The sequence below is a fragment of the Citrobacter sp. T1.2D-1 genome (assembly GCF_950098555.1).
GTDB lineage: Bacteria > Pseudomonadota > Gammaproteobacteria > Enterobacterales > Enterobacteriaceae > Citrobacter_A > Citrobacter_A telavivensis.
Map to the genome: position 1 here is coordinate 234710 of NZ_CATNHH010000034.1, position 25010 is coordinate 259719.

Annotated in this window: 22 protein-coding genes, 1 tRNA gene and 1 other RNA gene; 10 read left to right on the forward strand and 14 right to left on the reverse strand. The window is 55.1% G+C overall.

The genetic code is table 11. The features are described 5' to 3' along the window. The first annotated feature begins 5 nt into the window (after positions 1-5). Together QQZ17_RS19275 and QQZ17_RS19280 are read left to right on the forward strand one after the other, a co-directional pair. Positions 6-90, forward strand: a tRNA-Tyr gene (locus QQZ17_RS19275). A 43-nt stretch (positions 91-133) separates the two neighbouring features. Beyond that, positions 134-265, forward strand: a non-coding RNA gene (locus tag QQZ17_RS19280) — RtT sRNA. A 270-nt stretch (positions 266-535) separates the two neighbouring features. On the opposite strand, the gene narI is transcribed toward QQZ17_RS19280, so the two are convergent. The 5 genes from narI to QQZ17_RS19305 form a co-directional block, all read right to left on the reverse strand. Next, on the reverse strand, positions 536-1213 hold the full coding sequence (gene narI, locus QQZ17_RS19285) for a respiratory nitrate reductase subunit gamma (RefSeq protein ID WP_152404316.1): 678 nt from the start codon (positions 1211-1213) through the stop codon (positions 536-538). Next, the gene (narJ, locus tag QQZ17_RS19290; RefSeq protein ID WP_152404314.1) at positions 1213-1923 is read right to left on the reverse strand and encodes a nitrate reductase molybdenum cofactor assembly chaperone; all 711 of its coding nucleotides are present in this window, start codon (positions 1921-1923) and stop codon (positions 1213-1215) included. Before narJ ends, narI begins: the two co-directional genes overlap by 1 nt. Then, positions 1920-3455 (reverse strand): nitrate reductase subunit beta, encoded by a 1536-nt coding sequence (gene narH, locus QQZ17_RS19295; RefSeq protein WP_152404312.1) that lies wholly within the window; start codon positions 3453-3455, stop codon positions 1920-1922. The genes narJ and narH overlap by 4 nt, the downstream gene beginning before the upstream one ends. Then, positions 3452-7195 (reverse strand): nitrate reductase subunit alpha, encoded by a 3744-nt coding sequence (locus QQZ17_RS19300; RefSeq protein ID WP_152404311.1) that lies wholly within the window; start codon positions 7193-7195, stop codon positions 3452-3454. The genes narH and QQZ17_RS19300 overlap by 4 nt, the downstream gene beginning before the upstream one ends. Before the next feature lie 407 nt (positions 7196-7602). After that, positions 7603-8994 carry a NarK family nitrate/nitrite MFS transporter gene (locus QQZ17_RS19305; RefSeq protein WP_152404310.1) on the reverse strand — a complete coding sequence of 464 codons (1392 nt, stop codon included), beginning with the start codon at positions 8992-8994 and terminating at the stop codon, positions 7603-7605. Positions 8995-9347: 353 nt separating this feature from the next. Between QQZ17_RS19305 and narX the strand changes: the two genes are divergently transcribed. Both narX and narL read left to right on the forward strand, forming a co-directional pair. After that, on the forward strand, positions 9348-11144 hold the full coding sequence (gene narX, locus QQZ17_RS19310) for a nitrate/nitrite two-component system sensor histidine kinase NarX (RefSeq protein WP_152404309.1): 1797 nt from the start codon (positions 9348-9350) through the stop codon (positions 11142-11144). Then, entirely contained in the window at positions 11137-11787 is a 651-nt protein-coding gene (gene narL / locus QQZ17_RS19315; RefSeq protein ID WP_042318615.1) for a two-component system response regulator NarL, read from the forward strand. The genes narX and narL overlap by 8 nt, the downstream gene beginning before the upstream one ends. Here narL and QQZ17_RS19320 read toward each other — a convergent pair whose 3' ends face one another. Then, on the reverse strand, positions 11788-13194 hold the full coding sequence (locus QQZ17_RS19320) for a YchO/YchP family invasin (protein ID WP_152404308.1): 1407 nt from the start codon (positions 13192-13194) through the stop codon (positions 11788-11790). It abuts the gene before it with no gap. A 209-nt stretch (positions 13195-13403) separates the two neighbouring features. Between QQZ17_RS19320 and QQZ17_RS19325 the strand changes: the two genes are divergently transcribed. After that, positions 13404-13757 carry a DsrE/DsrF/TusD sulfur relay family protein gene (locus tag QQZ17_RS19325; protein WP_152404307.1) on the forward strand — a complete coding sequence of 118 codons (354 nt, stop codon included), beginning with the start codon at positions 13404-13406 and terminating at the stop codon, positions 13755-13757. A 263-nt stretch (positions 13758-14020) separates the two neighbouring features. Continuing rightward, positions 14021-14266 carry a DUF1883 domain-containing protein gene (locus tag QQZ17_RS19330; RefSeq protein ID WP_046481060.1) on the forward strand — a complete coding sequence of 82 codons (246 nt, stop codon included), beginning with the start codon at positions 14021-14023 and terminating at the stop codon, positions 14264-14266. Between the two features lie 48 nt (positions 14267-14314). On the opposite strand, the gene QQZ17_RS19335 is transcribed toward QQZ17_RS19330, so the two are convergent. Together QQZ17_RS19335 and chaB are read right to left on the reverse strand one after the other, a co-directional pair. Further along, the gene (locus QQZ17_RS19335) at positions 14315-15010 is read right to left on the reverse strand and encodes a gamma-glutamylcyclotransferase (RefSeq protein ID WP_152404306.1); all 696 of its coding nucleotides are present in this window, start codon (positions 15008-15010) and stop codon (positions 14315-14317) included. A 196-nt stretch (positions 15011-15206) separates the two neighbouring features. Beyond that, positions 15207-15437, reverse strand: coding sequence for a putative cation transport regulator ChaB (gene chaB, locus QQZ17_RS19340; protein ID WP_152406317.1), 231 nt, complete (start codon positions 15435-15437; stop codon positions 15207-15209). Between the two features lie 273 nt (positions 15438-15710). On the opposite strand from chaB, the gene chaA reads away from it, so the two are divergent. After that, positions 15711-16811, forward strand: a complete 1101-nt coding sequence (gene chaA, locus QQZ17_RS19345) for a sodium-potassium/proton antiporter ChaA (RefSeq protein WP_152404305.1) — start codon at positions 15711-15713, stop codon at positions 16809-16811. Positions 16812-16864: 53 nt separating this feature from the next. Here the strand turns inward: chaA and kdsA are convergent, their stop codons facing one another. The 6 genes from kdsA to hemA are packed head-to-tail and all read right to left on the reverse strand — an operon-like array spanning position 16865 to position 22167. Then, a complete protein-coding gene (kdsA, locus tag QQZ17_RS19350) occupies positions 16865-17719 on the reverse strand; it encodes a 3-deoxy-8-phosphooctulonate synthase (protein ID WP_046481064.1) in 855 nt (284 codons plus the stop codon). A 36-nt stretch (positions 17720-17755) separates the two neighbouring features. Beyond that, positions 17756-18565, reverse strand: coding sequence for an invasion regulator SirB1 (gene sirB1, locus QQZ17_RS19355; RefSeq protein ID WP_046481065.1), 810 nt, complete (start codon positions 18563-18565; stop codon positions 17756-17758). Positions 18566-18568: 3 nt separating this feature from the next. Next, the gene (gene sirB2, locus QQZ17_RS19360; RefSeq protein ID WP_152404304.1) at positions 18569-18961 is read right to left on the reverse strand and encodes an invasion regulator SirB2; all 393 of its coding nucleotides are present in this window, start codon (positions 18959-18961) and stop codon (positions 18569-18571) included. Further along, positions 18958-19791 (reverse strand): peptide chain release factor N(5)-glutamine methyltransferase, encoded by an 834-nt coding sequence (gene prmC, locus QQZ17_RS19365; protein WP_152404303.1) that lies wholly within the window; start codon positions 19789-19791, stop codon positions 18958-18960. Before prmC ends, sirB2 begins: the two co-directional genes overlap by 4 nt. Beyond that, positions 19791-20873 carry a peptide chain release factor 1 gene (gene prfA / locus QQZ17_RS19370; RefSeq protein ID WP_046481068.1) on the reverse strand — a complete coding sequence of 361 codons (1083 nt, stop codon included), beginning with the start codon at positions 20871-20873 and terminating at the stop codon, positions 19791-19793. Before prfA ends, prmC begins: the two co-directional genes overlap by 1 nt. Before the next feature lie 37 nt (positions 20874-20910). Then, positions 20911-22167 carry a glutamyl-tRNA reductase gene (gene hemA / locus QQZ17_RS19375; RefSeq protein ID WP_152404302.1) on the reverse strand — a complete coding sequence of 419 codons (1257 nt, stop codon included), beginning with the start codon at positions 22165-22167 and terminating at the stop codon, positions 20911-20913. A 201-nt stretch (positions 22168-22368) separates the two neighbouring features. Here hemA and lolB point away from each other — a divergent pair, with 201 nt between their 5' ends. From lolB to prs, 3 genes are all read left to right on the forward strand, one after another. After that, positions 22369-22992, forward strand: coding sequence for a lipoprotein insertase outer membrane protein LolB (gene lolB / locus QQZ17_RS19380; RefSeq protein WP_152404301.1), 624 nt, complete (start codon positions 22369-22371; stop codon positions 22990-22992). Continuing rightward, a complete protein-coding gene (gene ispE, locus QQZ17_RS19385) occupies positions 22989-23840 on the forward strand; it encodes a 4-(cytidine 5'-diphospho)-2-C-methyl-D-erythritol kinase (protein ID WP_152404299.1) in 852 nt (283 codons plus the stop codon). The genes lolB and ispE overlap by 4 nt, the downstream gene beginning before the upstream one ends. Before the next feature lie 149 nt (positions 23841-23989). Next, entirely contained in the window at positions 23990-24937 is a 948-nt protein-coding gene (prs, locus tag QQZ17_RS19390; RefSeq protein WP_001518537.1) for a ribose-phosphate diphosphokinase, read from the forward strand. The last annotated feature ends 73 nt before the right edge of the window (positions 24938-25010 follow it).

Here is a 25010-nt window from a genome sequence, read left to right on the forward strand (position 1 = left end):
CCCCTGGCGGGGTTCCCGAGCGGCCAAAGGGAGCAGACTGTAAATCTGCCGTCATCGACTTCGAAGGTTCGAATCCTTCCCCCGCCACCATTATTTGCTACGGCAATGTAGCAACCCCGATAAGTTATGCAGAAGTTTGCACTTACCGGGAAGGGTGAGAGCCTTCGATTAAGGTTCGACTCGAGCGAAAGCGAGAGAACGTTACCGTAGGTAACGGCCCGAAGGGTGAGGAGCGAAGCGACGAATAATCCTTCCCCCGCCACCATCACTTCCCTATTGTCCCCGTTTAAATCCAAACTCTAATGCCCTATATTCTGCCCATGCGGGAAGGATGAGAAGTGTCGATTAAGGTTCGATTCGAGCAAAGCGAGAAAGCGTTTCAGCAGGTAACCTTTGCCCGGTGGCACTTCGTTTACCGGGCCTACCAGTTCGCCATCATGTAGGTCGGATAAGCGTAGCGCCATCCGACAATTCAGGTCGCACGACCCCATAAAAAAACCCTGCCGGAGCAGGGTTTAGTAGCACAAAAACCGTATCAGTGACGGGCGCGAACAATCTGGTATTTGCGCGTCAGGTACTCGACCGGCGCGCTCCAGATGTGTACCAGCCGGGAGAACGGGAACAGCAGGAACAGCGTCATCCCCAGCACCAGATGCAGACGGAAGATAAACGCCACACCCTCCAGATGCGCAGACGCGCCGCCGTGGAAGGTCACCACAGACTGTGCCCAGCCCACCAGTTTCATCATTTCGCTACCGTCCATATGCTGGGCGGAGAACGGAATAGTCAACAGTCCCAACGCGCACTGGATCACCAGCAGCGAAAGGATCAGGATATCGGCTCCGGTGGTGGTTGCCCGCACGCGTGGGCTGAACAGACGACGCTTAAGCAACAGTACACCGCCGACAAGGCACATCAGGCCCGCCGCACCGCCGCCAATCATCGCCATCTTCTGTTTCACTTCAATAGGCAGCCAGGCTTCATACATCCAGTGCGGCGTCAGCATGCCGAGGAAGTGGCCGGCAAAGATCCCCAATATCCCAAAATGGAACAGGTTCGATGCCATGTTCATCCCCTTGCGATCCAGCATCTGACTGGACCCGGCACGCCAGGTGTACTGACCATAGTCGTAACGCAACCAGCTACCAATCAGAAACACGGACCCGGCAATGTACGGGTAGATGTCAAAGAAGAACATATTCAGGAAGTGCATTATTGCTGTCCTCCGGTGGTGATATTCAGATATTGCGGCGCAACGGCTCCGGCAAAACGACGCTGATGAGCGGAAATTTCAGACTCGCCGCAGCCCTGATCGGCAAAGAATTTCACCTGCTCTTCTTCCCAGACCGCATCAAGCGCCTGCGGCGTATCATCGCGAACTTCATCCGCAATTTTCTCCGCGACTTTGTCGCTGTCGACAGTCGCATTCGCCAGTTTCAGCAGCAGATCGAACAGTACCGCATAGCGGCTTTCACGCTGTTGCAGACGCGCACCCAGCAGCGCCAGAATCGGAGCAATATCCTGCAACCCGCCCAGCGCCTCGCGCTTGGGCAACTGTGCCAGATACTCCAGATACAGCGGCAGATGGTCCGGCAGCTCACGGCTGTCGAGCTGTAAACCGTGCTGCTCGTACTGTGCCATCAGGTCAACCATCGCCTGACCGCGGTCGCGAGACTCACCGTGGACGTGTTCGAACAGCAACAGCGAGGTTGCCCGACCGCGGTCGAACAGTTCGCTGTAATTGGCCTGCGCATCCAGCATCTCCTGAGCGGTTAAGTCGCGCAGGAAAACGCTGAGCGTATGCGCATCCTCTTTATTGAGATTTTCAGATGACGCGAGTGCATCGTACAGTTCCTGCTGATGCTGCCACAGGGCAGCATCCGGGTACTCAAGCAGACGCGAAACAATGACGAGTTCAATCATTGGTGCGGCTCCGTTTTGCTGGTCACATCGATGGCATCAATGCGGCGGCTGTTAAACAGGTTGAACTTAGTATCAGAACCGTGGCAACCGTCGCCGAAGGTAAAGCCACAACCGCTTTTCTCCGGGAATGCATCACGCGCCAGTTCACGGTGGCTACTCGGTACCACGAAGCGATCTTCGTAGTTGGCAATCGCCAGGTAACGGTACATTTCCTGCGCCTGTGCTTCGCTTAAGCCCACCTCTTCCAGCGCGCGGGTGTCCACTTTGCCGTCAACCGTTTCCGCACGTTTGTAGTGGCGCATCGCCAGCATACGTTTCAGCGCCAGCAATACCGGCTGGGTATCACCTGCGGTGAGCAGGTTAGCGAGGTACTGAACCGGGATCCGCAGGCTGTCCACGTCAGGCAGAATGCCGTTGCTGCCCAGTTCGCCCGCATCCGCCGCCGACTGAATCGGTGACAGAGGCGGTACATACCACACCATCGGCAGCGTGCGATATTCCGGATGTAGCGGCAGTGCCAGCTTCCAGTCCATTGCCATTTTATAAACTGGCGACTGCTGCGCCGCGTCAATGACGCTCACCGGAATACCGTCTTTCAGCGCCTGTTCAATGACCGCCGGATCGTTCGGATCGAGGAACACATCCAGTTGGCGCTGGTAGAGATCTTTCTCATGCTCGGTGCTTGCTGCACTTTCAATCGCATCCGCGTCATACAGCAGCACGCCAAGGTAACGGATACGGCCCACGCAGGTTTCGGAGCACACGGTCGGCTGACCGGCTTCGATACGCGGATAGCAGAAGATGCACTTCTCAGACTTACCGCTCTTCCAGTTGAAGTAGATTTTTTTGTACGGGCAACCGGTGATACACATCCGCCAGCCACGGCACTTGTCCTGGTCGATCAGCACGATGCCGTCTTCTTCACGCTTATAGATGGCGCCGCTCGGGCAGGTCGCCACACACGCCGGGTTGAGGCAGTGTTCACACAGTCGCGGCAGATACATCATGAAGGTGTTTTCAAACTGGCCGTACATCGCCTTCTGCATGTTTTCGAAGTTCTTGTCTTGCGACAGCTTCTCAAACTCACCGCCCAGATCGTCCTCCCAGTTCGGCCCTTTTTCGATTTTCGCCATCCGCTGACCGGTAATCAGCGAGCGCGGACGCGCGATCGGCTGATGCTTACCTTCGGCTGCGTTATGCAGGTTCTGATAATCGAAATCAAACGGCTCGTAGTAGTCATCAATGCCCGGCAGATGCGGGTTAGCAAAGATTTTACCCAGCAGCATCGCACGGTTGCCCATGCGCGGCTGGATTTTGCCGTTGATTTTTCGGATCCAGCCGCCCTTGTATTTTTCCTGATCTTCCCAGTGGGTCGGGAAGCCGGTGCCAGGCTTGGTTTCAACGTTGTTGAACCACGCGTATTCAGCACCTTCACGGCTGGTCCAGACGTTTTTACAGGTCACGGAACAGGTGTGACAGCCGATGCACTTATCGAGATTCAGCACCATGCCGACTTGTGAACGAATTTTCATTTTACGCTCTCCTGTACCTGGTCATTGCCTTCGCCATCCAACCAGTTAATGTTCTTCATCTTACGTACCACCACGAACTCATCGCGGTTCGAACCGACGGTACCGTAGTAGTTAAAGCCGTAGGCCAACTGCGCATAGCCGCCGATCATGTGAGTTGGTTTCGGCGTAATACGGGTGACCGAGTTATGAATACCGCCGCGCTGCTCGGTGATTTCTGAGCCAGGAATGTTCACGATACGTTCCTGTGCGTGATACATCATGGTCATACCCGCGGGTACACGCTGGCTCACCACTGCGCGCGCAGTTAACGAACCGTTGCTGTTGAACACTTCGATCCAGTCGTTATCTTTGATCTCCAGATCGTTGGCATCCACTTCACTCATCCACACAATCGGACCACCGCGCCCCAACGTCAGCATCAGCAGGTTGTCACTGTAGGTGGAGTGAATGCCCCACTTCTGGTGCGGCGTCAGGAAGTTGAGCGCTTTTTCCGGGTTACCGTTGGATTTCTCGCCCATCACCGATTTCACCGAACGGGTATCAATTGGCGGACGATAAACCAGCAGGCTTTCGCCGAAATCACGCATCCACTGATGATCCTGATACAGCGACTGGCGACCGGTCAGCGTGCGCCACGGGATCAGCTCATGAACGTTGGTATAGCCCGCGTTGTAGGAGACGTGTTCGTCTTCAAGACCGGACCAGGTCGGGCTGGAGATGATTTTGCGCGGCTGGGCCTGGATATCGCGGAAGCGGATTTTTTCCTCTTCTTTGTTCGTCGCCAGATGGGTATGGTCGCGACCGGTAAACTCGCTGAGCGCCGCCCAGGCTTTCACCGCCACGTGACCGTTCGTTTCCGGGGCCAGCGTCAGGATCATCTCTGCCGCGTCAATGGCGGTATTGAGCATTGGCTGGCCTTTCGCCGGGCCGTCTGCCTTGGTGTAGTTAAGCTTGCGCAGCAGATCCATTTCGCTCTGCGTGTTCCAGGCGATCCCTTTACCGCCGTTACCGATTTTCTCCATCAGCGGACCAATCGAGGTAAAACGCTCATACGTTGCCGGATAATCACGTTCAACGGTCAGGATATGCGGCGCGGTAACGCCCGGAATCAGGTCACATTCGCCTTTTTTCCAGTCCTTCACATCCAGCGGCTGTGCCAGTTCGGCGGCAGAGTCGTGCTGAATTGGCAGCGTGACGACATCCGTCTCTTTCCCGAGGTGCCCCACGCACACTTCTGAGAATTTCTTCGCGATAGCTTTGTAGATTTCCCAGTCGCTTTTTGATTCCCATGCCGGGTCAACGGCGGCGGAAAGCGGATGAATAAACGGATGCATATCCGAGGTATTCATGTCGTCTTTCTCATACCAGGTAGCGGTTGGCAGCACGATATCGGAGTACAGACAGGTGCTCGACAGACGGAAGTCCAGCGTTACCACCAGATCCAGTTTGCCGTCGAGACCGTTGTCCTGCCATTCCACTTCTTCCGGCTTCACGCCGCCCTGCTTGCCCAGGTCTTTGCCCTGAATACCGTGCTCGGTTCCCAGCAGGTACTTCAGCATGAATTCGTGACCTTTACCGGAGGAGCCCAACAGGTTGGAGCGCCAGATGAACAGGTTGCGTGGATGGTTTTTCCCATTTTCCGGCTGTTCGGCCGCGAAACGAATCGAACCGTCTTTCAGCGACTTGACGGTGTAATCCACCGGCGTCATCCCGACCTTCTTCGCCTCTTGTGCGATGGTCAGCGGGTTGGTGCCAAGCTGTGGTGCAGACGGCAGCCAGCCCATGCGCTCGGCACGCACGTTGAAGTCAATCAGATGTCCGCTGTAGCGCGATTTATCCGCCAGCGGCGACAGCAGCTCCTGTGCGGTAACCGTCTCATATCGCCACTGACTGGAGTGGTTGTAGAAGTACGACGTACTGTTCATGTGACGTGCCGGACGCTGCCAGTCAAGGGCAAACGCCAACGGCTGCCAGCCGGTCTGCGGACGCAGTTTTTCCTGGCCGACATAGTGCGCCCAACCGCCGCCGCTCTGGCCGATACAGCCACAGAACACCAGCATGTTGATAAGCCCGCGATAGTTCATATCGAGGTGGTACCAGTGGTTCAGACCGGCACCGACGATGATCATCGAACGACCGTGCGTCTTATCCGCATTGTCGGCAAACTCACGCGCGATGCGGGTGATCTGCGCACGCGGAACGCCGGTAATTTGCTCTGCCCACGCCGGGGTGTACGCTTTGATATCGTCGTAGCTGGTTGCGCAGTTAGCATCGTTCAGACCGCGTTCCAGACCGTAGTTGGCCATCGTCAGATCGTAAACGGTGGTGACCAGCGCCGTGGTGCCGTCCGCCAGTTGCAGGCGTTTAACCGGCAGTTTGTGCAGCAGCACATTTTCCAGCGCCACTTTATTAACGTGTTCGGTGCCTTCACCGCCGAAGTACGGGAAGCCCACCTCGGCGATCTCGTCCTGGCTGCCCAGCAGACTCAATTGCAGTTCCGTCTCGGTACCGGTCGTCCCGTCGCGCTGCTCAAGGTTCCATTTGCCCTTCTCGCCCCAGCGGAAACCAATAGAACCGTTCGGCGCGACCATATCGCCATTGCTGTTGATGGCAACGGTTTTCCATTCCGGGTTGTTTTCCTGGCCCAGCGCGTCAACAAGGTCTGCGGCGCGCAGCATACGACCCGCAGCATAGTAACCGTCACGCTCTTCCAGCATCACCAGCATTGGCATGTCGGTGTAGCGACGCACGTAGTCGGTAAAGTACTGGCTCGGGTTGTCGAGATGGAATTCACGCAGCATGACGTGACCCATTGCCAGCGCCATCGCCGCATCAGTCCCCTGCTTCGGGGCCAGCCAAAGGTCGCACAGTTTGGCGATCTCAGCGTAGTCCGGCGTTATCGCAACGGTTTTAGTGCCTTTATAGCGGACTTCGGTAAAGAAGTGGGCATCCGGCGTACGGGTCTGGGGAACGTTAGAACCCCAGGCGATGATGTAGCTGGAGTTGTACCAGTCAGCGGATTCCGGCACGTCAGTCTGCTCACCCCAGGTCTGCGGTGAGGCCGGAGGCAGGTCGCAGTACCAGTCGTAGAAGCTCAGGCAGGTCCCGCCAATCAAGGAGAGGTAACGTGCACCGGACGCATAGGAGACCATTGACATCGCCGGGATCGGCGAAAAACCAGCCACGCGATCAGGGCCGTAAGTTTTCACGGTATAGACGTTGGAGGCGGCAATCAGTTCATTGACTTCCTGCCAGGAGGAGCGGACGAAACCACCACGACCTCGCGCTTGTTTGAAGCTTTTTGCTTTATCGGCGTCTTCGATGATGGAGGCCCAGGCGTCAACCGGATCGCTGTGCAGTTTCTTCGCTTCACGCCACATCTTCATCAGACGTTTGCGCATCAGCGGATATTTCAGACGGTTAGCACTGTAGAGATACCAGGAGTAGCTGGCGCCGCGCGGACAGCCGCGAGGCTCGTGGTTTGGCATGTCCGGACGGGTACGTGGGTAGTCCGTTTGCTGGGTTTCCCAGGTCACCAGACCATTTTTAACGTAGATTTTCCAGCTGCATGAGCCGGTGCAGTTAACCCCGTGGGTTGAACGCACAACTTTGTCGTGCTGCCAACGCTGGCGATATCCATCCTCCCAGTCCCGGTTGGTTTCGAGAAGCTGGCCGTGCCCATCGGCAAAGGTTTCACCCTTCTGCTTGAAGTAGCGAAATCGGTCCAGGAATTTACTCATCGGTTCTCTCCTGTGGAGCCTGACGGCTCTCTGATAAATCGACATTCAGATAAATCGACATTGCTTGATTGAGAGCGAAGGTAACGCTCTGAAAGGACGTGAGAATTGATAACGATCAAGGTGGAAAGGGATGAAAACGGGGAGTAAATCTGGACATACCCCTTTCGGATGATTTGATTATTTCATTTATTGTATTGATTTAATTGATTATTTTATTCATCACGCATTCGGCGAGTGTTTAATTCTTTACAAGTGGGTATTAAGGGGTATGCCCCCTGGAGACACCCTCCGGCTGAGGGGGTGGCAGAACGGTGCGAACAACAAACCAAAAGTATGTTGTAACTAAATAAGATACAAAAAAAGCGCGGTCTAACGCCGCGCAAGTGAGTAATACATGACTGCTCTTTTTATTTTTTCGAATGCCGTCCGTATACCAACCAGGTGATAACCACACAGGCGATATAGAAGATCAGGAAGACTTTCATCGCGCCAACCGGCGAGCCGGTTAAGGCCAGCGAGGTGCCAAATGCTTTCGGGATAAAGAAGCCGCCAATGGCCCCAATCGCTGAGATAAAGCCTAACGCTGCCGCCGTATCGGTCGCCGCTTCGCGCATCGCTTTCTCTTCAGAGCCGCCTTCCGCCTTCACGCGATCCATCGTCAGCTTACGGAAGATAACGGAGATCATCTGGAAGGTGGAACCACTGCCCAGCCCTGCCGTCATAAATAGCGCAAGGAAGACCACGAAGAAGGCGATGAAACTGCCGCCGGTCCCGTTGGTCGGTAACGTCAGGAACAGCAGGCCGCTGAAAATGGCCATCAGCACGAAGTTCACCAGCGTGACGCGCGTCCCGCCTAAACGGTCAGAGATAGCCCCGCCCGCCGAACGCGCCAGCGCGCCGACAAAGGGACCAAAAAATGCATAGTGCAGGATCTGAATCTCCGGGAATTGCGTTTTTGACAGCATCGCAAAGCCTGCGGAAAACCCGATGAACGAGCCGAAAGTCGCCAGATAGAGCAGGCTCATGATCCACAGGTGACCACGTTTGAGGACCGGCAGTTGTTCTTTCAGTGACGCCTTCGACGTCGCCAGTTCGTTCATGCCGAACCAGGCCGCCAGCGTAAAGAGAGCGAGAAACGGTACCCAGACCCACGCGGCATTCGCCAGATATAGCTGTGAACCGTCCGGTTGTTCAACCCCGTGGCTGCCAAAGATGGCGAATATCGACAGAGAGACCACCAGCGGCGCAACCAGTTGCATGACGCTGACGCCCATATTCCCCAAACCGCCGTTCAGCCCCAGCGCACCGCCCTGCTTCTGTTTCGGAAAGAAGAAGCTGATGTTCGCCATACTGGAGGCAAAGTTCGCGCCGGCAAAACCGCAAAGCAAAGAGATCAAAATGAAGGTGCTGAACGGTGTGGAAGTATCCTGCACCGCAAACCCTAACCAGACGCACGGAATAATCAGGATCCCGGTACTGAACGCGGTCCAGCGACGGCCGCCAAAGACCGGTACCATGAAAGAGTAAGGCACACGTAACAACGCGCCGGAGACCGACGGTAATGCCGTCAGCATAAACAGCTGATCAGTCGTAAAGTTGAAGCCGACTTTCGGCAGATTCACCGCAACAGCGCTGAACAACATCCAGACGCAAAACGCCAGCAGCAGACAAGGGACGGAAATCCACAGGTTGCGACTGGCGATACGTTGACCTCGCTGCGCCCAGAACGCCGGGTCTTCCGGCCGCCATTCTGTGATTACAGCTCCAGATGCCCTTTCCGGGGCGGATGAGTGACTCATAGACACCTCTGATACTCGATTCGATGCCTGCAACATTAGGGTTTACAGCGCAAGGTAAGTTGATATAAATCAAAGGAAAAGTTGTCGATATCACAGCAAAAAAATCATGATCACCCTAAGTGAGTAGAATAATTCGACAAGAAATACGTGGTTTTTCACAGTGCTGCCCGCCGCAGGTACCCCCTTCCTCAAATCCTCTCCGATCGCGGCAATTAAGAGGTAACTCGTTTTAGGTATGGGTATACTCCAGGGGATGGTCGAGAATAACGCCACTGCCCAATTCTGACCGGCAGTCTCGTCATTCATTAAGGTTTCCACATTCGCTGTCCGGAGGCCTGAAGGAAGAAGGTTTTATGCTAAAACGTTGTCTCTCTCCGCTCACGCTGGTTAACCAGGTGGCGCTCATTGTGATGCTCTCTACCGCCATTGGCGTGGCGGGTATGGCTGTCTCTGGCTGGCTAGTCCAGGGCGTACAGGGCAGCGCGCACGCCATCAATAAAGCGGGCTCACTGCGGATGCAAAGCTATCGCCTGCTCGCGGCGGTGCCGTTGAACGCTGACGACCAGAAACTGCTTAATGAGATGGAACAGACGGCGTTCAGCCCGGAACTAACCCGTGCGGCAGAACGCGACGGCCAGCAGGCGCAACTGCGTGCACTCCAGGATTACTGGCATCGCGAACTGTCTCCTGGCCTGCAACAGGCCAGCAGCAGAGAGGCCGTCGCCGCCGACGTCAGCCAGTTCGTCACCGGTCTTGACAGGCTCGTCTCCGCGTTTGATCACATCACCGAAATGCGCATCGAACGCGTGGTAATGGTGCACCGGGTGATGGCGATTTTCATGGCGCTGCTGCTGGTCTTTACCATTATCTGGTTGCGGGCGCGTCTGCTTCAGCCGTGGAAACAACTGCTGTCGATGGCCCGTGCCGTCAGCCAGCGCGACTTCACTCAGCGCGCGCAGATCGGCGGGCGCAATGAGATGGCGATGCTCGGCGATGCGCTTAATAACATGTCAGACGAACTGGCGGAAAGCTATTCGGTGCTCGAACAGCGCGTCAGGGAAAAAACCGCCGGGCTGGAGCAGAAAAACCAGATCCTCTCTTTTCTCTGGCAGGCGAACCGTCGTCTGCATTCACCGGTACCGCTTTGCGAACGGCTCTCCCCGGTGCTGAACGGTCTGCAAAACCTGACCCAAATGCATGACATCGAACTGCGGGTGTATGACCAGGAAGACGAAGATAACCATCAGGAATTTACCTGCCAGTCCGATATCAGCTGTGATGATAAGGGGTGCCATCTCTGCCCGCGCGACGCGCTGCCGCAAATTGAAGGGGGAATGACGCTGAAATGGCGCTTAACGGACACCCACACCCAATACGGCATTTTACTGGCGACCCTGCCGCAGGGGCGTCACCTGAGTCACGATCAGCAACAACTGGTGGATACCGTCGTGGAACAACTCACCGCAACGCTGGCGCTGGATCGCAATCAGGAACGCCAGCAGCAGTTGATTGTCATGGAAGAGCGTGCAACCATTGCGCGCGAACTGCATGATTCTATTGCACAATCACTGTCCTGTATGAAGATGCAGGTCAGTTGCCTGCAAATGCAGGGAGAGACGTTGCCGGACAGTAGCCGCGACCTGCTGAGCCAGATCCGCAACGAACTGAACGCTTCATGGGCGCAACTGCGCGAACTGTTGACCACGTTCCGCTTACAGTTGACCGAGCCCGGTCTGCGCCCGGCGCTGGAAGCCAGTTGTCAGGAATACAGCGCCCGTTTTGGCTTTACGGTGAAACTGGATTATCAGCTACCACCGCGTCTGGTGCCTTCGCATCAGGCGATTCATCTACTGCAAATTGCCCGCGAAGCCTTAAGCAATGCGCTTAAGCACTCTCACGCTGATGAAGTGATAGTCAACGTAGCGCTAAAGGGCAAGCAGGTTAAATTGACTGTACAAGACAACGGCTGCGGCGTTCCTGAGAATGCCGAACGCAGTAACCACTATGGCATGATCATCATGCGCGACCGGGCGCAGAGCCTGCGCGGAGATTGCCAGGTACGCCGTCGCGAGACGGGCGGTACTGAAGTCGCTGTCACCTTTATTCCCGAAAAATACTTCACAGAAGTTCAAGGAGATACCCATGAATAATCAGGAACCGGCAACTATCCTGCTCATCGACGATCATCCGATGCTGCGGACAGGCGTCAAACAGCTTGTCAGCATGGCACCCGATATTACCGTGGTCGGTGAAGCCAGTAACGGCGAGCAGGGTATCGAACTGGCCGAATCGCTTGACCCGGATCTGATCCTGCTCGACCTGAACATGCCGGGGATGAACGGGCTGGAAACCCTCGACAAACTGCGTGAGAAGGCGCTGTCCGGTCGAATTGTGGTGTTCAGCGTGTCGAATCATGAAGAGGATGTCGTGACGGCGCTCAAGCGCGGCGCTGACGGTTATCTGTTGAAAGACATGGAACCGGAAGACTTGCTTAAGTCGTTACAGCAGGCCGCTGCCGGAGAGATGGTATTAAGCGAAGCGTTAACGCCGGTACTGGCTGCCAGCCTGCGCGCCAACCGAGCCACCTCCGATCGCGACGTCACGCAACTGACCCCACGTGAGCGCGACATTCTGAAGCTTATCGCCCAGGGCCTGCCGAACAAAATGATTGCCCGCCGTCTGGATATCACCGAAAGCACGGTGAAAGTCCACGTGAAGCATATGCTGAAGAAAATGAAGCTCAAATCACGCGTCGAAGCGGCAGTGTGGGTGCATCAGGAACGCATCTTCTGATTACTCCTCCGGGAGCAACCTCCAGCGCGGATCGTCCTCTGGCATTGTCATAAACGGTTCAGTTAGCGCGAGCGTGATCTCATTGGAAGAGACACGCTGCCCCTTCTCATCTTCCACCACCACCGACAGTCGCCAGCGGTTACTCGCGCCTTCACTGCTGTCCCAGGCCGGCATAATGACCGTCCAGCCCTCAGCACTTTCTGCGTTTGCGCCCGCCGTCAGACTCAGCGCCTGCATATCCCCCTGCCAGGTGATATGGCGAATGCCATGCAGACTGCGTACCTGTAATTTTAGCGGTACCGTTTCGCCCGCATGCAGATCCCACGGCGGGGTCGCCAGAAATACGCTCAGGGTTTTACGCTGACGATACTCCATCGTCGGCAGGTTGTTGCGCTGCGGATTGTCATAGCGGCTTCCGCGCAGCGACTGACTTTCCGCCACTTCGCTTGCCGCCAACTGTTTTTTCAACGGCACGCCGAAGCGGTAATTCAGGTTCAGTCCGAGGTTGTTCTGGCTGAGGCCGCTCTCTCCCTGCTTGTGCTGAGCGGTTACGGTCACCAGCGGAACCGGAGTGTAGTTCAGCCCCAACTTCACCGCCACCGGGTTGTGATAGCCCGTTCCTGAATCGAACAGATCCACACTGTCGCCAAAATATTGCTCCACGCTGACGCGGGTGTTGAGAAATTCGTAGAACGGCATTCGCATTTCAGCCGTGACGTCGTAACCGCGCGCCATTCGTTGCTCCAGCGTCGGCGTATGGGCGCGCCATGAGGCAAACGGCTGGTAATAATTGGCCGAAAGTCGCAGGTATTCCCCCCACGCTTCGGCACCCAGTCCACCGCGCTGAAGGTTTTCATCCAGCAGATTATCGTAGAAGGTGTTATAGCCGAGCAGCCAACCGTCGCGCGCCCAGCGCTGGCCGATACCCACATTACTCACCAGTCCGTCATCCTGCTGGGTAAGCCCCAGTTGACTCCAGGTGAGGTAGCGCGAGTTATCCTGCCAGGGAACGAGCCAGCTTCCGCGACTGCCGTTGAAATTGCCTTCGTTATCGACCTGTACGTCGACGCTGGCCCTGCCCCACGGCGACAGCCAGGATTCCAGGTGTTGATTCACCTGCTCACTCACCGCGTCGCGCACCTGGCCAAAGGCAAACTGTTTTGCCTGCTCACCGGTGTCAAGACCGTTGTCGATCATGCTCGCCTCGCCAAAGGCTTTCGCCATCTCGGCGAAATGTTTTTCGCCTTCATGCGAGTCGGGCGCCATCCCCAGATCGGGCAGCCCGTCCTGATTATTGTCAAAGGGATTTTCGGCCTGTTGCATAAAGGAGGATTGTGCACTGGCCGTACCGCCTGCCAGCAGCAAGAGTAACCAGAGAGGGACGGGATGCGATACAAAACGGCTCAAATCGACGATGGCTTCTTACACAGTTCAGTTAACTTAACTCGTTAAAAGCTTACCTGACTCAGGGATGTTTTGCAGACTTTCTCACACTTTCAGGAATATCCTTACTCTTGCCTGGTATTCCTTTTCGTCAGACTTTCATTGGTAACACTCCGCTTGCGCGGTAACATAACGGGCTGACAAATCAAACCTCCCTGCTTACAGGAGTCAACATGCAAAAGATAGTGATCATTGCCAACGGTGCGGCATACGGTAGCGAATCGTTATTCAACAGCCTGAGACTGGCGATCGCGTTACGTGAACAGGCGGGCGATCTCGACCTGCGACTGTTTCTGATGTCGGATGCCGTCACGGCGGGTTTACGCGGTCAGAAGCCCGCAGAAGGTTATAACATTCAGCAGATGCTGGAGATTCTCACCGCCCAGAATGTCCCGGTCAAACTGTGCAAGACCTGCACAGACGGACGCGGGATCACGGCGCTGCCGCTGATTGACGGCGTGGAAGTCGGCACGCTGGTAGAACTGGCGCAGTGGACGCTGGCCGCCGACAAAGTTCTGACGTTCTAATCACTCTTTTCAGGTGAGCTTGCTGAAACAGCCGGTAATTTCCGAATTTAATCTTATTGGGGCGTATCTTTACCAAAAGTAAGTGCGCCCGATCACGCTTTTCTCAGGCATTTTGTCACTATTGTTTAATCGTTATGCCATTTTTTGATCAAAATCAGCATCCGAAGCCTAACTCTTTGGTGTTATGCCTCATGGGTAAAATGTGAACAACATCACGCAGCACTTCCTAAGGGAAGTACGTTGTTTTCAATACGGGGTGAGAAATGGCATTAGTAAAGGCAAGTTTGAAGTTATTTGGTGGGGATACTGTGGTCGTACGCTGTTCTGAGTGTTGCCACATTCATCTGATGAGCGAGAAGAATCACGTTAAAGACGCGCAGACCGACATATTAAGCGTGCAAAATCGTGATAACGCGTGGTTGACCGTACCGTATACCGGCGTCTGGAATGTATTGATCGACAGCCATAGCCAGTCGCTTGAACATTCCATCAGTTATATCGCCGCCTGATACGCGAATTGCCCGGTAGCGCCTGTGCCTACCGGGTTTATATAAGCCTCACGCGAAACCCGGGCGCAAAACACCTTCCGGCAGAGATTCACCTAACAACCCCCGAACGTTAGTCACCAGGTCGTTAAGACATTCATCCTGCATTCCCAGTTTCTGCAACTCCTGTTCGAGCGAAAACAGGTACTGCGCGTTGGTGCCAAGCGGCCCACTGGCGGCAGCAATCAGCGGGGCGATAATTTGCGCACGCGTGTCCGACTCATACAGCGGATGGCGCGGGTCCATAATGAACACCAGCGCATTCACCGTTCGCCCGTCGTCCAGCGCCAGTTGGCACCAGGTTGGCAGATAGCAACCGGTGATCATTTCTCGCTTCCACAGCAAGGTTAACTCCTGCTCAAGCGAAGCATCCGGGAGACGATAGGCCACGCCAGTGGTGCGCCCGCCCTCTTTCAGTGCAAGCATTCGCCCCGGCTGGCACGCGGTTCCGCGCCCTGCCGTAAGACGCAGGCAAAATGCCCGATGCCATCCCACCAGCGTACCGGTGCATGACTCATCAAATTCTAGCGCCGGGTTCCACATCAACGATCCATAACCGAAGATCCACACCGGTCCATCATCTGGTCGACAAGCCAGCGTCGCCGCAAGGGACGCCGCACGTTGTTCTGCTGACCATAAGAGTGATTCTTCAATAGCACCAAATGCCGTCTTACAATCGGCATTCATCAAGAAATCACGCGTTAACACCTTACACCTCCGCCACTGCATACTTCCCTGCGACAACTTTTTGACGCCTTCCGGGCATTTTAACTGCTCATTTTGAAACCAATATCACGACAATATGCAATTCACGGGCCGCTTGCAAGGCTGCAACGGTTGCGGGTAGCACGATTCGCCCATGCGTTCACGGGGGCTGTAGCGTTAAACCTTATAAGTTAAGTGGTTAGGTTTTCTTATGCCACTTATCATCTTCACCTTTGGCATACTCTTTTTTCACTGCCGCCCACGCGACTTTATGCGCGGTCTCTTCCCGACTGGCATCATCACGGCGAGAGGCGTTGTCCTTATACTGCTCCCAGGCGCTATTGAACGCCTCCTTGTAGATAGCCTGGGCATGGGCGGGTAAGACGTGCTGTACACTGTCTGGTAGATCTTTTTTCGCATGATAAGGCATCATTGACTCCGCTTTTTGGCTAAACCTAAAGTGTGGTCAACCCTGGACGCCGCTGCCACTGTAAAAAGGTTTATTAACCCTACGACCATCATAAGGTGTTGTTATTTAAACATTCAAAAAGCAAGAGTTTCTCTTTCTGTCGTTTTAAAGGTGAAATGCGGGAATGCCGTAAAATTTCGTAAAATATCACCAGAAAGCCTGCGTTTTCTGTTATTTTTTACACGCTTTATTACATTTATAACTAAAATCGACCTGCAGAGATGGAGAGCATTAATGACACATGCACAAGAGGCGGTGAAAACCCGCCATAAGGAGACATCGCTTATTTTCCCGGTTGTGGCGCTGGTAGTGCTATTCCTTTGGGGAAACAGCCATTCACTACCAGCGGTGATCGGAATTAACCTTCTTGCCCTGATTGGTATTTTAAGCAGCGCCTTTAGCGTTGTTCGTCACGCCGACGTACTGGCCCACCGCCTCGGCGAACCCTATGGCTCACTCATTCTGAGTCTGTCAGTGGTCATTCTCGAAGTTAGCTTGATCTCAGCCCTGATGGCGACCGGCGATGCGGCACCCAAGCTGATGCGCGACACGCTTTATTCCATCATCATGATTGTGACCGGTGGTCTGGTGGGTTTTTCACTGTTACTGGGCGGGCGTAAATTCGCAACGCAGTATATGAACCTGTTCGGTATTAAGCAGTATCTTATTGCCCTGTTTCCGCTGGCGATTATCGTGCTGGTATTTCCAATGGCGCTGCCGGGCGCGAATTTCACCACCAGCCAGGCGCTGTTGGTCGCTTTAATTTCTGCCGCGATGTACGGCGTGTTCCTGCTCATTCAAACCAAAACGCACCAGAGCCTGTTTGTCTATGAGCATGAAGATGACAGCGACGACGACGACCCGCATCACGGTAAGCCCTCAGCGCACAGCAATTTGTGGCATGCCGTCTGGCTGGTGATTCATCTGATTGCGGTGATTGCCGTCACCAAGATGAACGCGAACCCGCTGGAGACGCTGCTGACTGAGCTGAACGCCCCGGTCGCCTTTACCGGCTTCCTTGTCGCACTGCTGATCCTCTCCCCGGAAGGGCTTGGGGCGCTGAAAGCCGTGTTGAATAATCAGGTACAGAGAGCAATGAACCTGTTCTTTGGTTCGGTGTTGGCAACCATCTCCCTGACGGTACCGGTGGTGACGCTGATTGCATGGGCAACGGGGAATGACCTGGTGTTCGGCTTAGGCGCGCCGGAAATGGTCGTGATGGTGGCGTCGCTGGTGCTGTGCCATATCTCGTTCTCAACGGGACGCACCAACGTGCTGAACGGTGCGGCGCATCTGGCACTGTTTATCGCCTATCTGATGACGATATTTGCCTGACCTTGCAGGCAAAAAAAACCCCGCTGCGGCGGGGTTTTCTGTTTCTGCGAGACTTAGTTCTCGGTATCCAGCTCGTCAAAGCTTTTCACCAGATCGTCAACCGCTTTCATCTGCACAAGGAACTGTTCCAGCTTCGCCAGCGGCAGCGCGGACGGACCGTCGCATTTCGCGTTGGCCGGATCCGGGTGCGCTTCGATGAACAGACCGGCCAGACCGACCGCCATACCCGCACGCGCCAGCTCAGTCACCTGACCGCGACGACCGCCAGAGGCTGCACCGAAGGGGTCGCGGCACTGCAACGCGTGGGTCACATCGAAAATGACCGGGCTGTTACCGGAGACTTTCTTCATCACGCTGAAGCCCAGCATATCAACGACCAGGTTGTCATAACCAAAGTTTGCCCCTCGGTCACACAGGATCACCTTATCGTTACCGCCTTCATGGAATTTATCCACGATGTTACCCATCTGACCCGGGCTCACGAACTGCGGTTTCTTCACGTTGATGACTGCGCCGGTTTTCGCCATCGCTTCCACCAAATCGGTCTGACGCGCGAGGAACGCCGGTAACTGAATCACATCCACAACGTCAGCAACAGGCTGCGCCTGGCTGGCTTCATGAACGTCGGTGATCACTTTCACGCCAAAGGTCTGCTTCAGTTCCTGGAAGATTTTCATCCCTTCTTCCAGGCCCGGTCCACGGTAGGAGTGGATAGAAGAACGGTTGGCTTTATCAAAAGAGGCCTTGAACACGTAAGGGATACCCAGTTTCTGGGTAACGGTCACGTAGTGCTCACAAATGCGCATCGCCAGATCGCGCGATTCCAGCACGTTCATACCACCAAACAGCACGAACGGTAGATCGTTTGCTACCTTGATGTCGCCAATGCTAACCACTTTTTGTTTCATAGGATCGCCTTAATGATGAGTAAGAATGTCGATAAATTAATGCAGGACAATTTGCTTGTGCGAGATGTTATTAATCTGCGCACGAATCATTTCGCTGATCGGGTCTTCCGGACACTGCTCAACGAAATAGCTTAAATCGGTCAGCGCGACATGTTCACATTCCAGTTGCGCATAAATTAAGCCCCGGTCACGTATTTCGTACGGATCTTCCGGGTTAAATTGCAGTAACGCTTCACTCGCACGCAGCGCCAGTTCCATCTGTTGTTCTTCCATTAGAGAAGATTTCAACGTGTCCAGCAGCTTGCGAATGACTTCTGCGTTATCCGCTTCATCCAGGTCTTCGTTAAATAACTCTGCGACCGGACTGATATTCCCCTTCAGCCATACTTCCAGCGTATGCTCATTCAACGTTTCACCATTGAACGGGTTGATGAGCCACATTTCGCCTTCCAGCGACTCAATACGCAAAATAAGCTGCGTCGGGAAAATCACCGGGACCAGCGGCAATGACAACCGGTTGGCGATCCACAATAAGATCGCCCCCAGAGACACCGCGCTGCCCTGGCGGTTCTTCAGTACCTGGTCAAGCCATAATGCGTCGGACAAACGGTAAACGCCGCGGGTGTCAGTAAAACCCCACTCGCCGTAGAAAAGTGCCAGCAATTTTTCCAGTTGCTCATCCTGAGACAAAAGCTGGCTAATTTCTTCTTGCGCCTGGCTGACCAGACGTTCCAGCTCGTCATAGACAGTTTGCGAAGGAAAATCCAGACGGATCGATTCCGATGCCAGGATCATCCCATCACACAATGGAGCTTTATTAAATTCGAAATCAGCTAACGACCTCATGACTTACCCCAGTAACGGTATTTTTGTGGTGGCGAGTTTAATGATGATGTACAGCACCACCAGTGCCAGCGGGAACGCGATTAACCGCGCCTGCCGACTGCGCGCCCGACGGTAATCGAGCGCCATAAAACCCAAAACGATGTAAATGATAACTCCAAACAGCTTCTCAGTCAGCCATGTCCCCTGCTCCGTGAATGGCAGGATGTGCGTTTTAGCGATCAACCCCACGCCACTAAGCAGCAAAAAGGTGTCAACAACCGGCGGTACGACGCGCGTCCAGCGCGCGTGAGCCCGCGCAGAGTGACATTCAGCCCACCCGAAGCGCAACACAAACAGACTAATGGAAAGCGCAATACTGATGAGGTGAACGCTGAGCAAGAGCGTAACGCTGTTCATGCAGGTTTACGTCCGAGCGTAATACGCTCGTTATCACCATAATCACGACAGGTTTCTACCGCCTGGTAGCCCGCGCGAATGAAGGCGTCACGTACGGCAGCGCCCTGCTGCCAGCCATGCTCGAGCAGCAGATAACCGCCAGCTTCCAGTCGCGTGCGCGATTGTTCGATGATGTGCACAATGTCGGCCATTCCGCCATCGCGGGCGACCAGGGCGGTCAGCGGTTCAAAGCGGACATCGCCCTGCGCCAGATGCGGATCCTGTTCGTCAATGTACGGCGGATTGCTGACAATCATCGCAAACTGCTGCCCCGACAAGGCGCTAAACCAGTCGCTTTGCTGGATATGAACATTGTGAATGGCCAGATGGGTGGCATTACGCTGCGCCAGTTCAACGGCTTCCGGCATCCTGTCAACCGCCGTAACCTCACAGTCAGGACGTTCAGACGCCAGCGCCAGCGCAATCGCGCCGGTGCCGGTACCGAGATCGAGAATACGGCACGGGCCTGACGGCAGACGCGCCAGCGCCTGTTCCACCAGACATTCGGTATCCGGACGCGGGATAAGCGTGGCGGGCGAGACAAACAGCGGCAATGACCAGAACTCACGTACGCCGGTCAAGTGCGCAATGGGCTCCCCCTGTTTGCGACGCGCCAGTAACCTGTCCAGCTGTTCACGCTGGGCGTCGGTTATTGCCGTTTCACCAAATGCCAGGATATACGTGCGCCCTTTTCCGGTCACGAATTCGAGTAAGATCTCGGCATCGCGGCGCGGGCTTTCACTCTCCTGTAGCTGGCTTATCGCCTCACGTAACCAGTGCTGAAAATCCATTATTCCTGCTCGGACAGCGCCGCCAGCTGATCGGCCTGGTATTCCTGCACGATAGGCTCAATCAGCATATCCAGTTTGCCTTCCATCGCTTCATCCAGGCGGTAGAGCGTCAGGTTGATACGGTGATCGGTTACACGCCCCTGCGGGAAGTTGTAGGTCCGGTTACGGTCGCTGCGATCGCCGCTGCCCAGCAGGTTGCGACGCGTTGAGGCTTCCGCCTGCTGACGTCGTGCCACTTCGGCTGCGCGAATACGCGCGCCCAGCACCGACATCGCTTTGGCTTTGTTTTTGTGCTGCGAACGTTCGTCCTGACACTCCACCACAATGCCGGTCGGCAGGTGGGTGATACGGATGGCGGAGTCGGTGGTGTTAACGTGCTGGCCACCCGCCCCGGAGGAGCGGAAGGTATCAATACGCAGATCGGCCGGGTTGATATCCGGCAGTTCGGCTTCCGGTAACTCTGGCATCACCGCTACGGTACAGGCGGAAGTGTGGATACGTCCCTGCGATTCAGTGGCCGGGACACGCTGCACGCGATGTCCACCGGACTCAAATTTCAGGCGACCATAGACGCCGTCGCCGCTGATCTTGGCGATAATCTCTTTATACCCGCCGTGCTCGCCTTCGCTGGCGCTCATGATCTCCACCCGCCAGCGGCGTGTTTCCGCATAGCGGCTGTACATGCGGAAAAGATCGCCGGCAAACAGGGCGGCTTCGTCACCGCCGGTCCCGGCACGAACTTCCAGAAACGCATTGCGCTCATCGTCCGGATCTTTCGGCAGCAGCAGTACCTGTAACTGCTGTTCCAGTTGTTCACTCTTGTCTTTCGCTTCGCGCAGTTCTTCCTGCGCCATCTCACGCATTTCAGGATCGTCGAGCATCATTTGTGCTGTTTCGATATCGTCCTGAATCTGTTGCCAGTCCGTAAAACAGCGAGAAACATCGCTAAGTTGTGCATACTCACGCGACAATGCGCGAAAACGTTCCTGGTCTGCGATGGTTCCCGCATCACCCAGCAGCGCCTGAACTTCTTCATGGCGTTCATGCAGGGCTTCCAGTTTGGCAACGATAGAAGGCTTCATAGGCGTAAATGCACCTTGTAAAAAGAAGGGTGTGTTGCTACTCCAGCCCGAGGCTGTCGCGCAAAATATTCAGGCGTTCGTCATCCCCGTCACGGGCGGCCTGCTGAAGAGATTTGGTTGGTGCATGGATCAGGCGATTGGTCAGTTTCCATGCCAGATCCTGCATAATGGTTTGCGCGTCGCCGCCCTGTTCCAGAGCTGCCAGCGCTTTCGCGGTCAATTCATCACGTACCTGCTCAGACTGACTACGGTATTCACGAATGGTTTCACTGGCGCCCTGAGCGCGCAGCCAGGCCATAAACTCGCTGGTTTCCTGCGCAACAATGGTTTCGGCTTCCACCGCCGCGGCTTTGCGCTGCGCCAGGTTGTGCGAAATAATGCTCTGCAGATCGTCAACGCTATAGAGATAGGCGTTAGCCAGATTGCCGACTTCCGGTTCGACATCGCGCGGAACGGCGATATCCACCAGCAGCATCGGCTGATTGCGGCGGCTTTTCAGCGCGCGCTCCACCATTCCTTTGCCGATGATAGGCAACGGGCTGGCGGTTGAACTGATGATAATGTCGGCTTCACGCAGGCGTTCGTCGATGTCGCTGAGCGCGATAACTTCGGCACCCACTTCATCGGCCAGAACCTGTGCCCGCTCGCGGGTGCGGTTGGCGATGATCATCTTCTGCACTTTGTGTTCGCGCAGATGACGCGCCACCAGTTCGATGGTTTCGCCCGCGCCGACCAGCAGCACGGTAACCGTGGAGAGCGATTCAAAGATCTGGCGTGCCAGCGTACAGGCGGCAAACGCAACGGACACCGCGCTGGCACCGATATCAGTTTCCGTACGGACTCGTTTGGCGACAGAGAAAGATTTCTGGAACATTCGCTCCAGCGCGCTGGCGTTCAGATGGCCTTTTTGCGAATCCGCAAAGGCCTTTTTCACCTGACCGAGAATTTGCGGCTCACCCAGTACCAGCGAATCCAGACCGCTGGCGACACGCATCAGATGGCTGACCGCGTCGTTATCCTGGTGCCAGTAGAGGCTGCTGCGCAGCTCCTCTTCGTTGAGGTTATGGTAGTCGCATAACCAACGAATCAGCGCCTCATGCAGATTGTCCTGCTCTTCCACACTAAGATACAGCTCCGTGCGATTACACGTCGACAAGACCACGCCGCCCTGCACCATTGGCTGCGCAAGCAGGCTTTCCAGCGCCTGATCGAGCGTATCCGGCGAAAACGTTACGCGTTCTCGCAGCGATACAGGTGCCGTCTTATGGTTAATGCCGAGCGCTAAAAGGGTCATGTCTGCGGGAGTAGTACCAGCGTTGATATGGTTAGTCTGCTCGCATCATACAGGATGCGCGGAATCAATAAAAGAGAGTGCCCCCTTTTGGAGTAATAGCTTGTCGCTTAAATTAAGATAACGTGAACGTAGACGATATACCCGCACAGCGCTAGCATTAAGGGTTATTATTGCAACATATCACAAGGATTCGTCATCATTATGACCCTGCTTGACTTTCGCCTGATCCGCCTGCTTCCGCTGGCAAGCCTGGTTCTGACCGCCTGTACGCTCAACGCGCCGAAAGGCCCGGGGAAGAGCCCGGACTCTCCTCAATGGCGGCAGCATCAGCAGGATGTCCGTCAATTAAATCAGTATCAGACGCGCGGCGCGTTTGCCTATATTTCCGACGAACAGAAGGTCTATGCGCGCTTTTTCTGGCAGCAGACCGGCCAGGATCGCTATCGTCTGCTGCTGACCAACCCGCTTGGCAGCACCGAACTTGAACTGAATGCGCAGCCGGGTAACGTGCAGTTAATGGATAACAAAGGGCAGCGCTATACCGCTGACGATGCCGAAGAGATGATTGGCAAGCTGACCGGTATGCCGATCCCGCTGAACAGCCTGCGCCAATGGATCCTCGGCCTTCCGGGCGACGCCACCGACTACAAGCTTGACGACCAGTATCGACTGAGTGAAGTAAACTACCGCCAGGACGGCAAAAGCTGGAAGGTGGTCTACAGTGCGTACGACAGTAAGACTACTCCGGCGATGCCCGCCAATATGGAGCTTTCTGACGGCGCTCAGCGTATCAAGCTGAAAATGGATAACTGGATCGTGAAATGATGACCCACTGGCCCTCTCCGGCAAAACTGAATCTGTTTTTATACATCACCGGACGACGTGCGGACGGTTATCACACGCTGCAAACCCTGTTTCAGTTCCTTGATTATGGCGACACCATCAGCCTGGAGCCGCGCAGCGACGGCGAAATTCATCTCCTGACGCCGGTTGACGGCGTAGCACATGAAGACAACCTGATCGTTCGCGCCGCGCGACTGCTGATGAAAACAGCCGCAGAGAGCGGTCGTCTACCGGCCGGCAGCGGCGCAGATATCCGTATCGAAAAGCGTCTGCCGATGGGCGGAGGGCTTGGCGGGGGGTCGTCGAATGCGGCAACCGTGCTGGTCGCGCTGAATAACATCTGGCAGTGCGGTTTGTCGCTGGACGAGCTGGCCGCGCTCGGATTAACGCTGGGTGCTGACGTCCCGGTGTTTGTCCGGGGACACGCCGCCTTTGCTGAAGGCGTCGGAGAGCGCCTGACGCCGGTGGAGCCGGCCGAAAAATGGTACCTGGTGGTGCATCCGGGCGTCAGTATTTCTACGCCGATGATTTTTAACGATCCAGACCTCCCCCGCAATACGCCAAAAAGGTCAATAGAAACGTTATTAAAATGTGAATTCAGCAATGATTGCGAGGTTATCGCAAGAAAACGTTTTCGCGAGGTTGATGCGGCGCTTTCCTGGCTGTTAGAATACGCGCCGTCGCGCCTGACTGGTACAGGGGCCTGTGTCTTTGCTGAATTCGATACAGAATCTCGTGCCCGACAGGTGCTTGAGCAAGCCCCGGAATGGTTTAATGGCTTTGTGGCGAAGGGTGTCAACCTTTCTCCACTCCATCAATCCATGCTTTAGCCGGGCAAGCTGAGTTTCGGTGACAACGTCACCTTGTTCCAGACGTTGCATCGCGCTCTTTAATACACCGCATGGAGAGAGTCCTGCCTGGCCCGCACAGTTTTCGGCAAACTCTTTCCACCAATGGACGCATGCCTGAGGTTCTTCTCGTGCCTGATATGAAGCTTTTTGCTGGTAACGCCACCCCGGAACTAGCACAACGTATTGCCAACCGCCTGTACACTTCTCTCGGCGACGCCGCTGTAGGTCGCTTTAGCGATGGCGAAGTCAGCGTACAAATTAACGAAAATGTACGCGGTGGTGATATTTTCATCATCCAGTCCACTTGTGCTCCAACGAACGACAACCTGATGGAATTGGTCGTTATGGTTGATGCCCTGCGCCGTGCTTCCGCAGGCCGTATCACCGCCGTTATTCCTTACTTTGGCTATGCGCGCCAGGATCGTCGTGTACGTTCCGCCCGTGTACCGATTACGGCAAAAGTTGTCGCTGACTTCCTGTCCAGCGTTGGCGTTGACCGCGTTCTGACCGTTGACCTGCATGCTGAACAGATCCAGGGCTTCTTTGACGTACCGGTTGATAACGTATTTGGTAGCCCAATTCTGTTAGAAGATATGCTGCAGCTGAATCTGGATAACCCGATTGTGGTTTCTCCGGACATCGGTGGCGTCGTGCGTGCCCGCGCTATCGCTAAACTGCTCAATGACACCGATATGGCAATCATCGACAAACGCCGTCCGCGTGCAAACGTCTCTCAGGTGATGCACATCATCGGTGACGTCGCTGGCCGTGACTGCGTACTGGTTGACGACATGATCGATACCGGTGGCACGTTGTGTAAGGCCGCTGAAGCGCTGAAAGAACGTGGTGCGAAACGCGTATTTGCTTACGCGACCCACCCTATCTTCTCAGGCAATGCAGCTAACAACCTGCGTAACTCAGTGATTGATGAAGTTGTCGTCTGCGATACCATTCCGCTGACCGACGAAATCAAAGCACTGCCGAACGTGCGTACATTGACCCTGTCGGGTATGCTGGCCGAAGCGATTCGTCGTATCAGCAACGAAGAATCTATTTCTGCTATGTTCGAGCATTAATCGAACCCGGTTCAAAAACCCGCTGCGGCGGGTTTTTTCGTCTGTAACCCTTATTTCTCCACAAAATCATTCA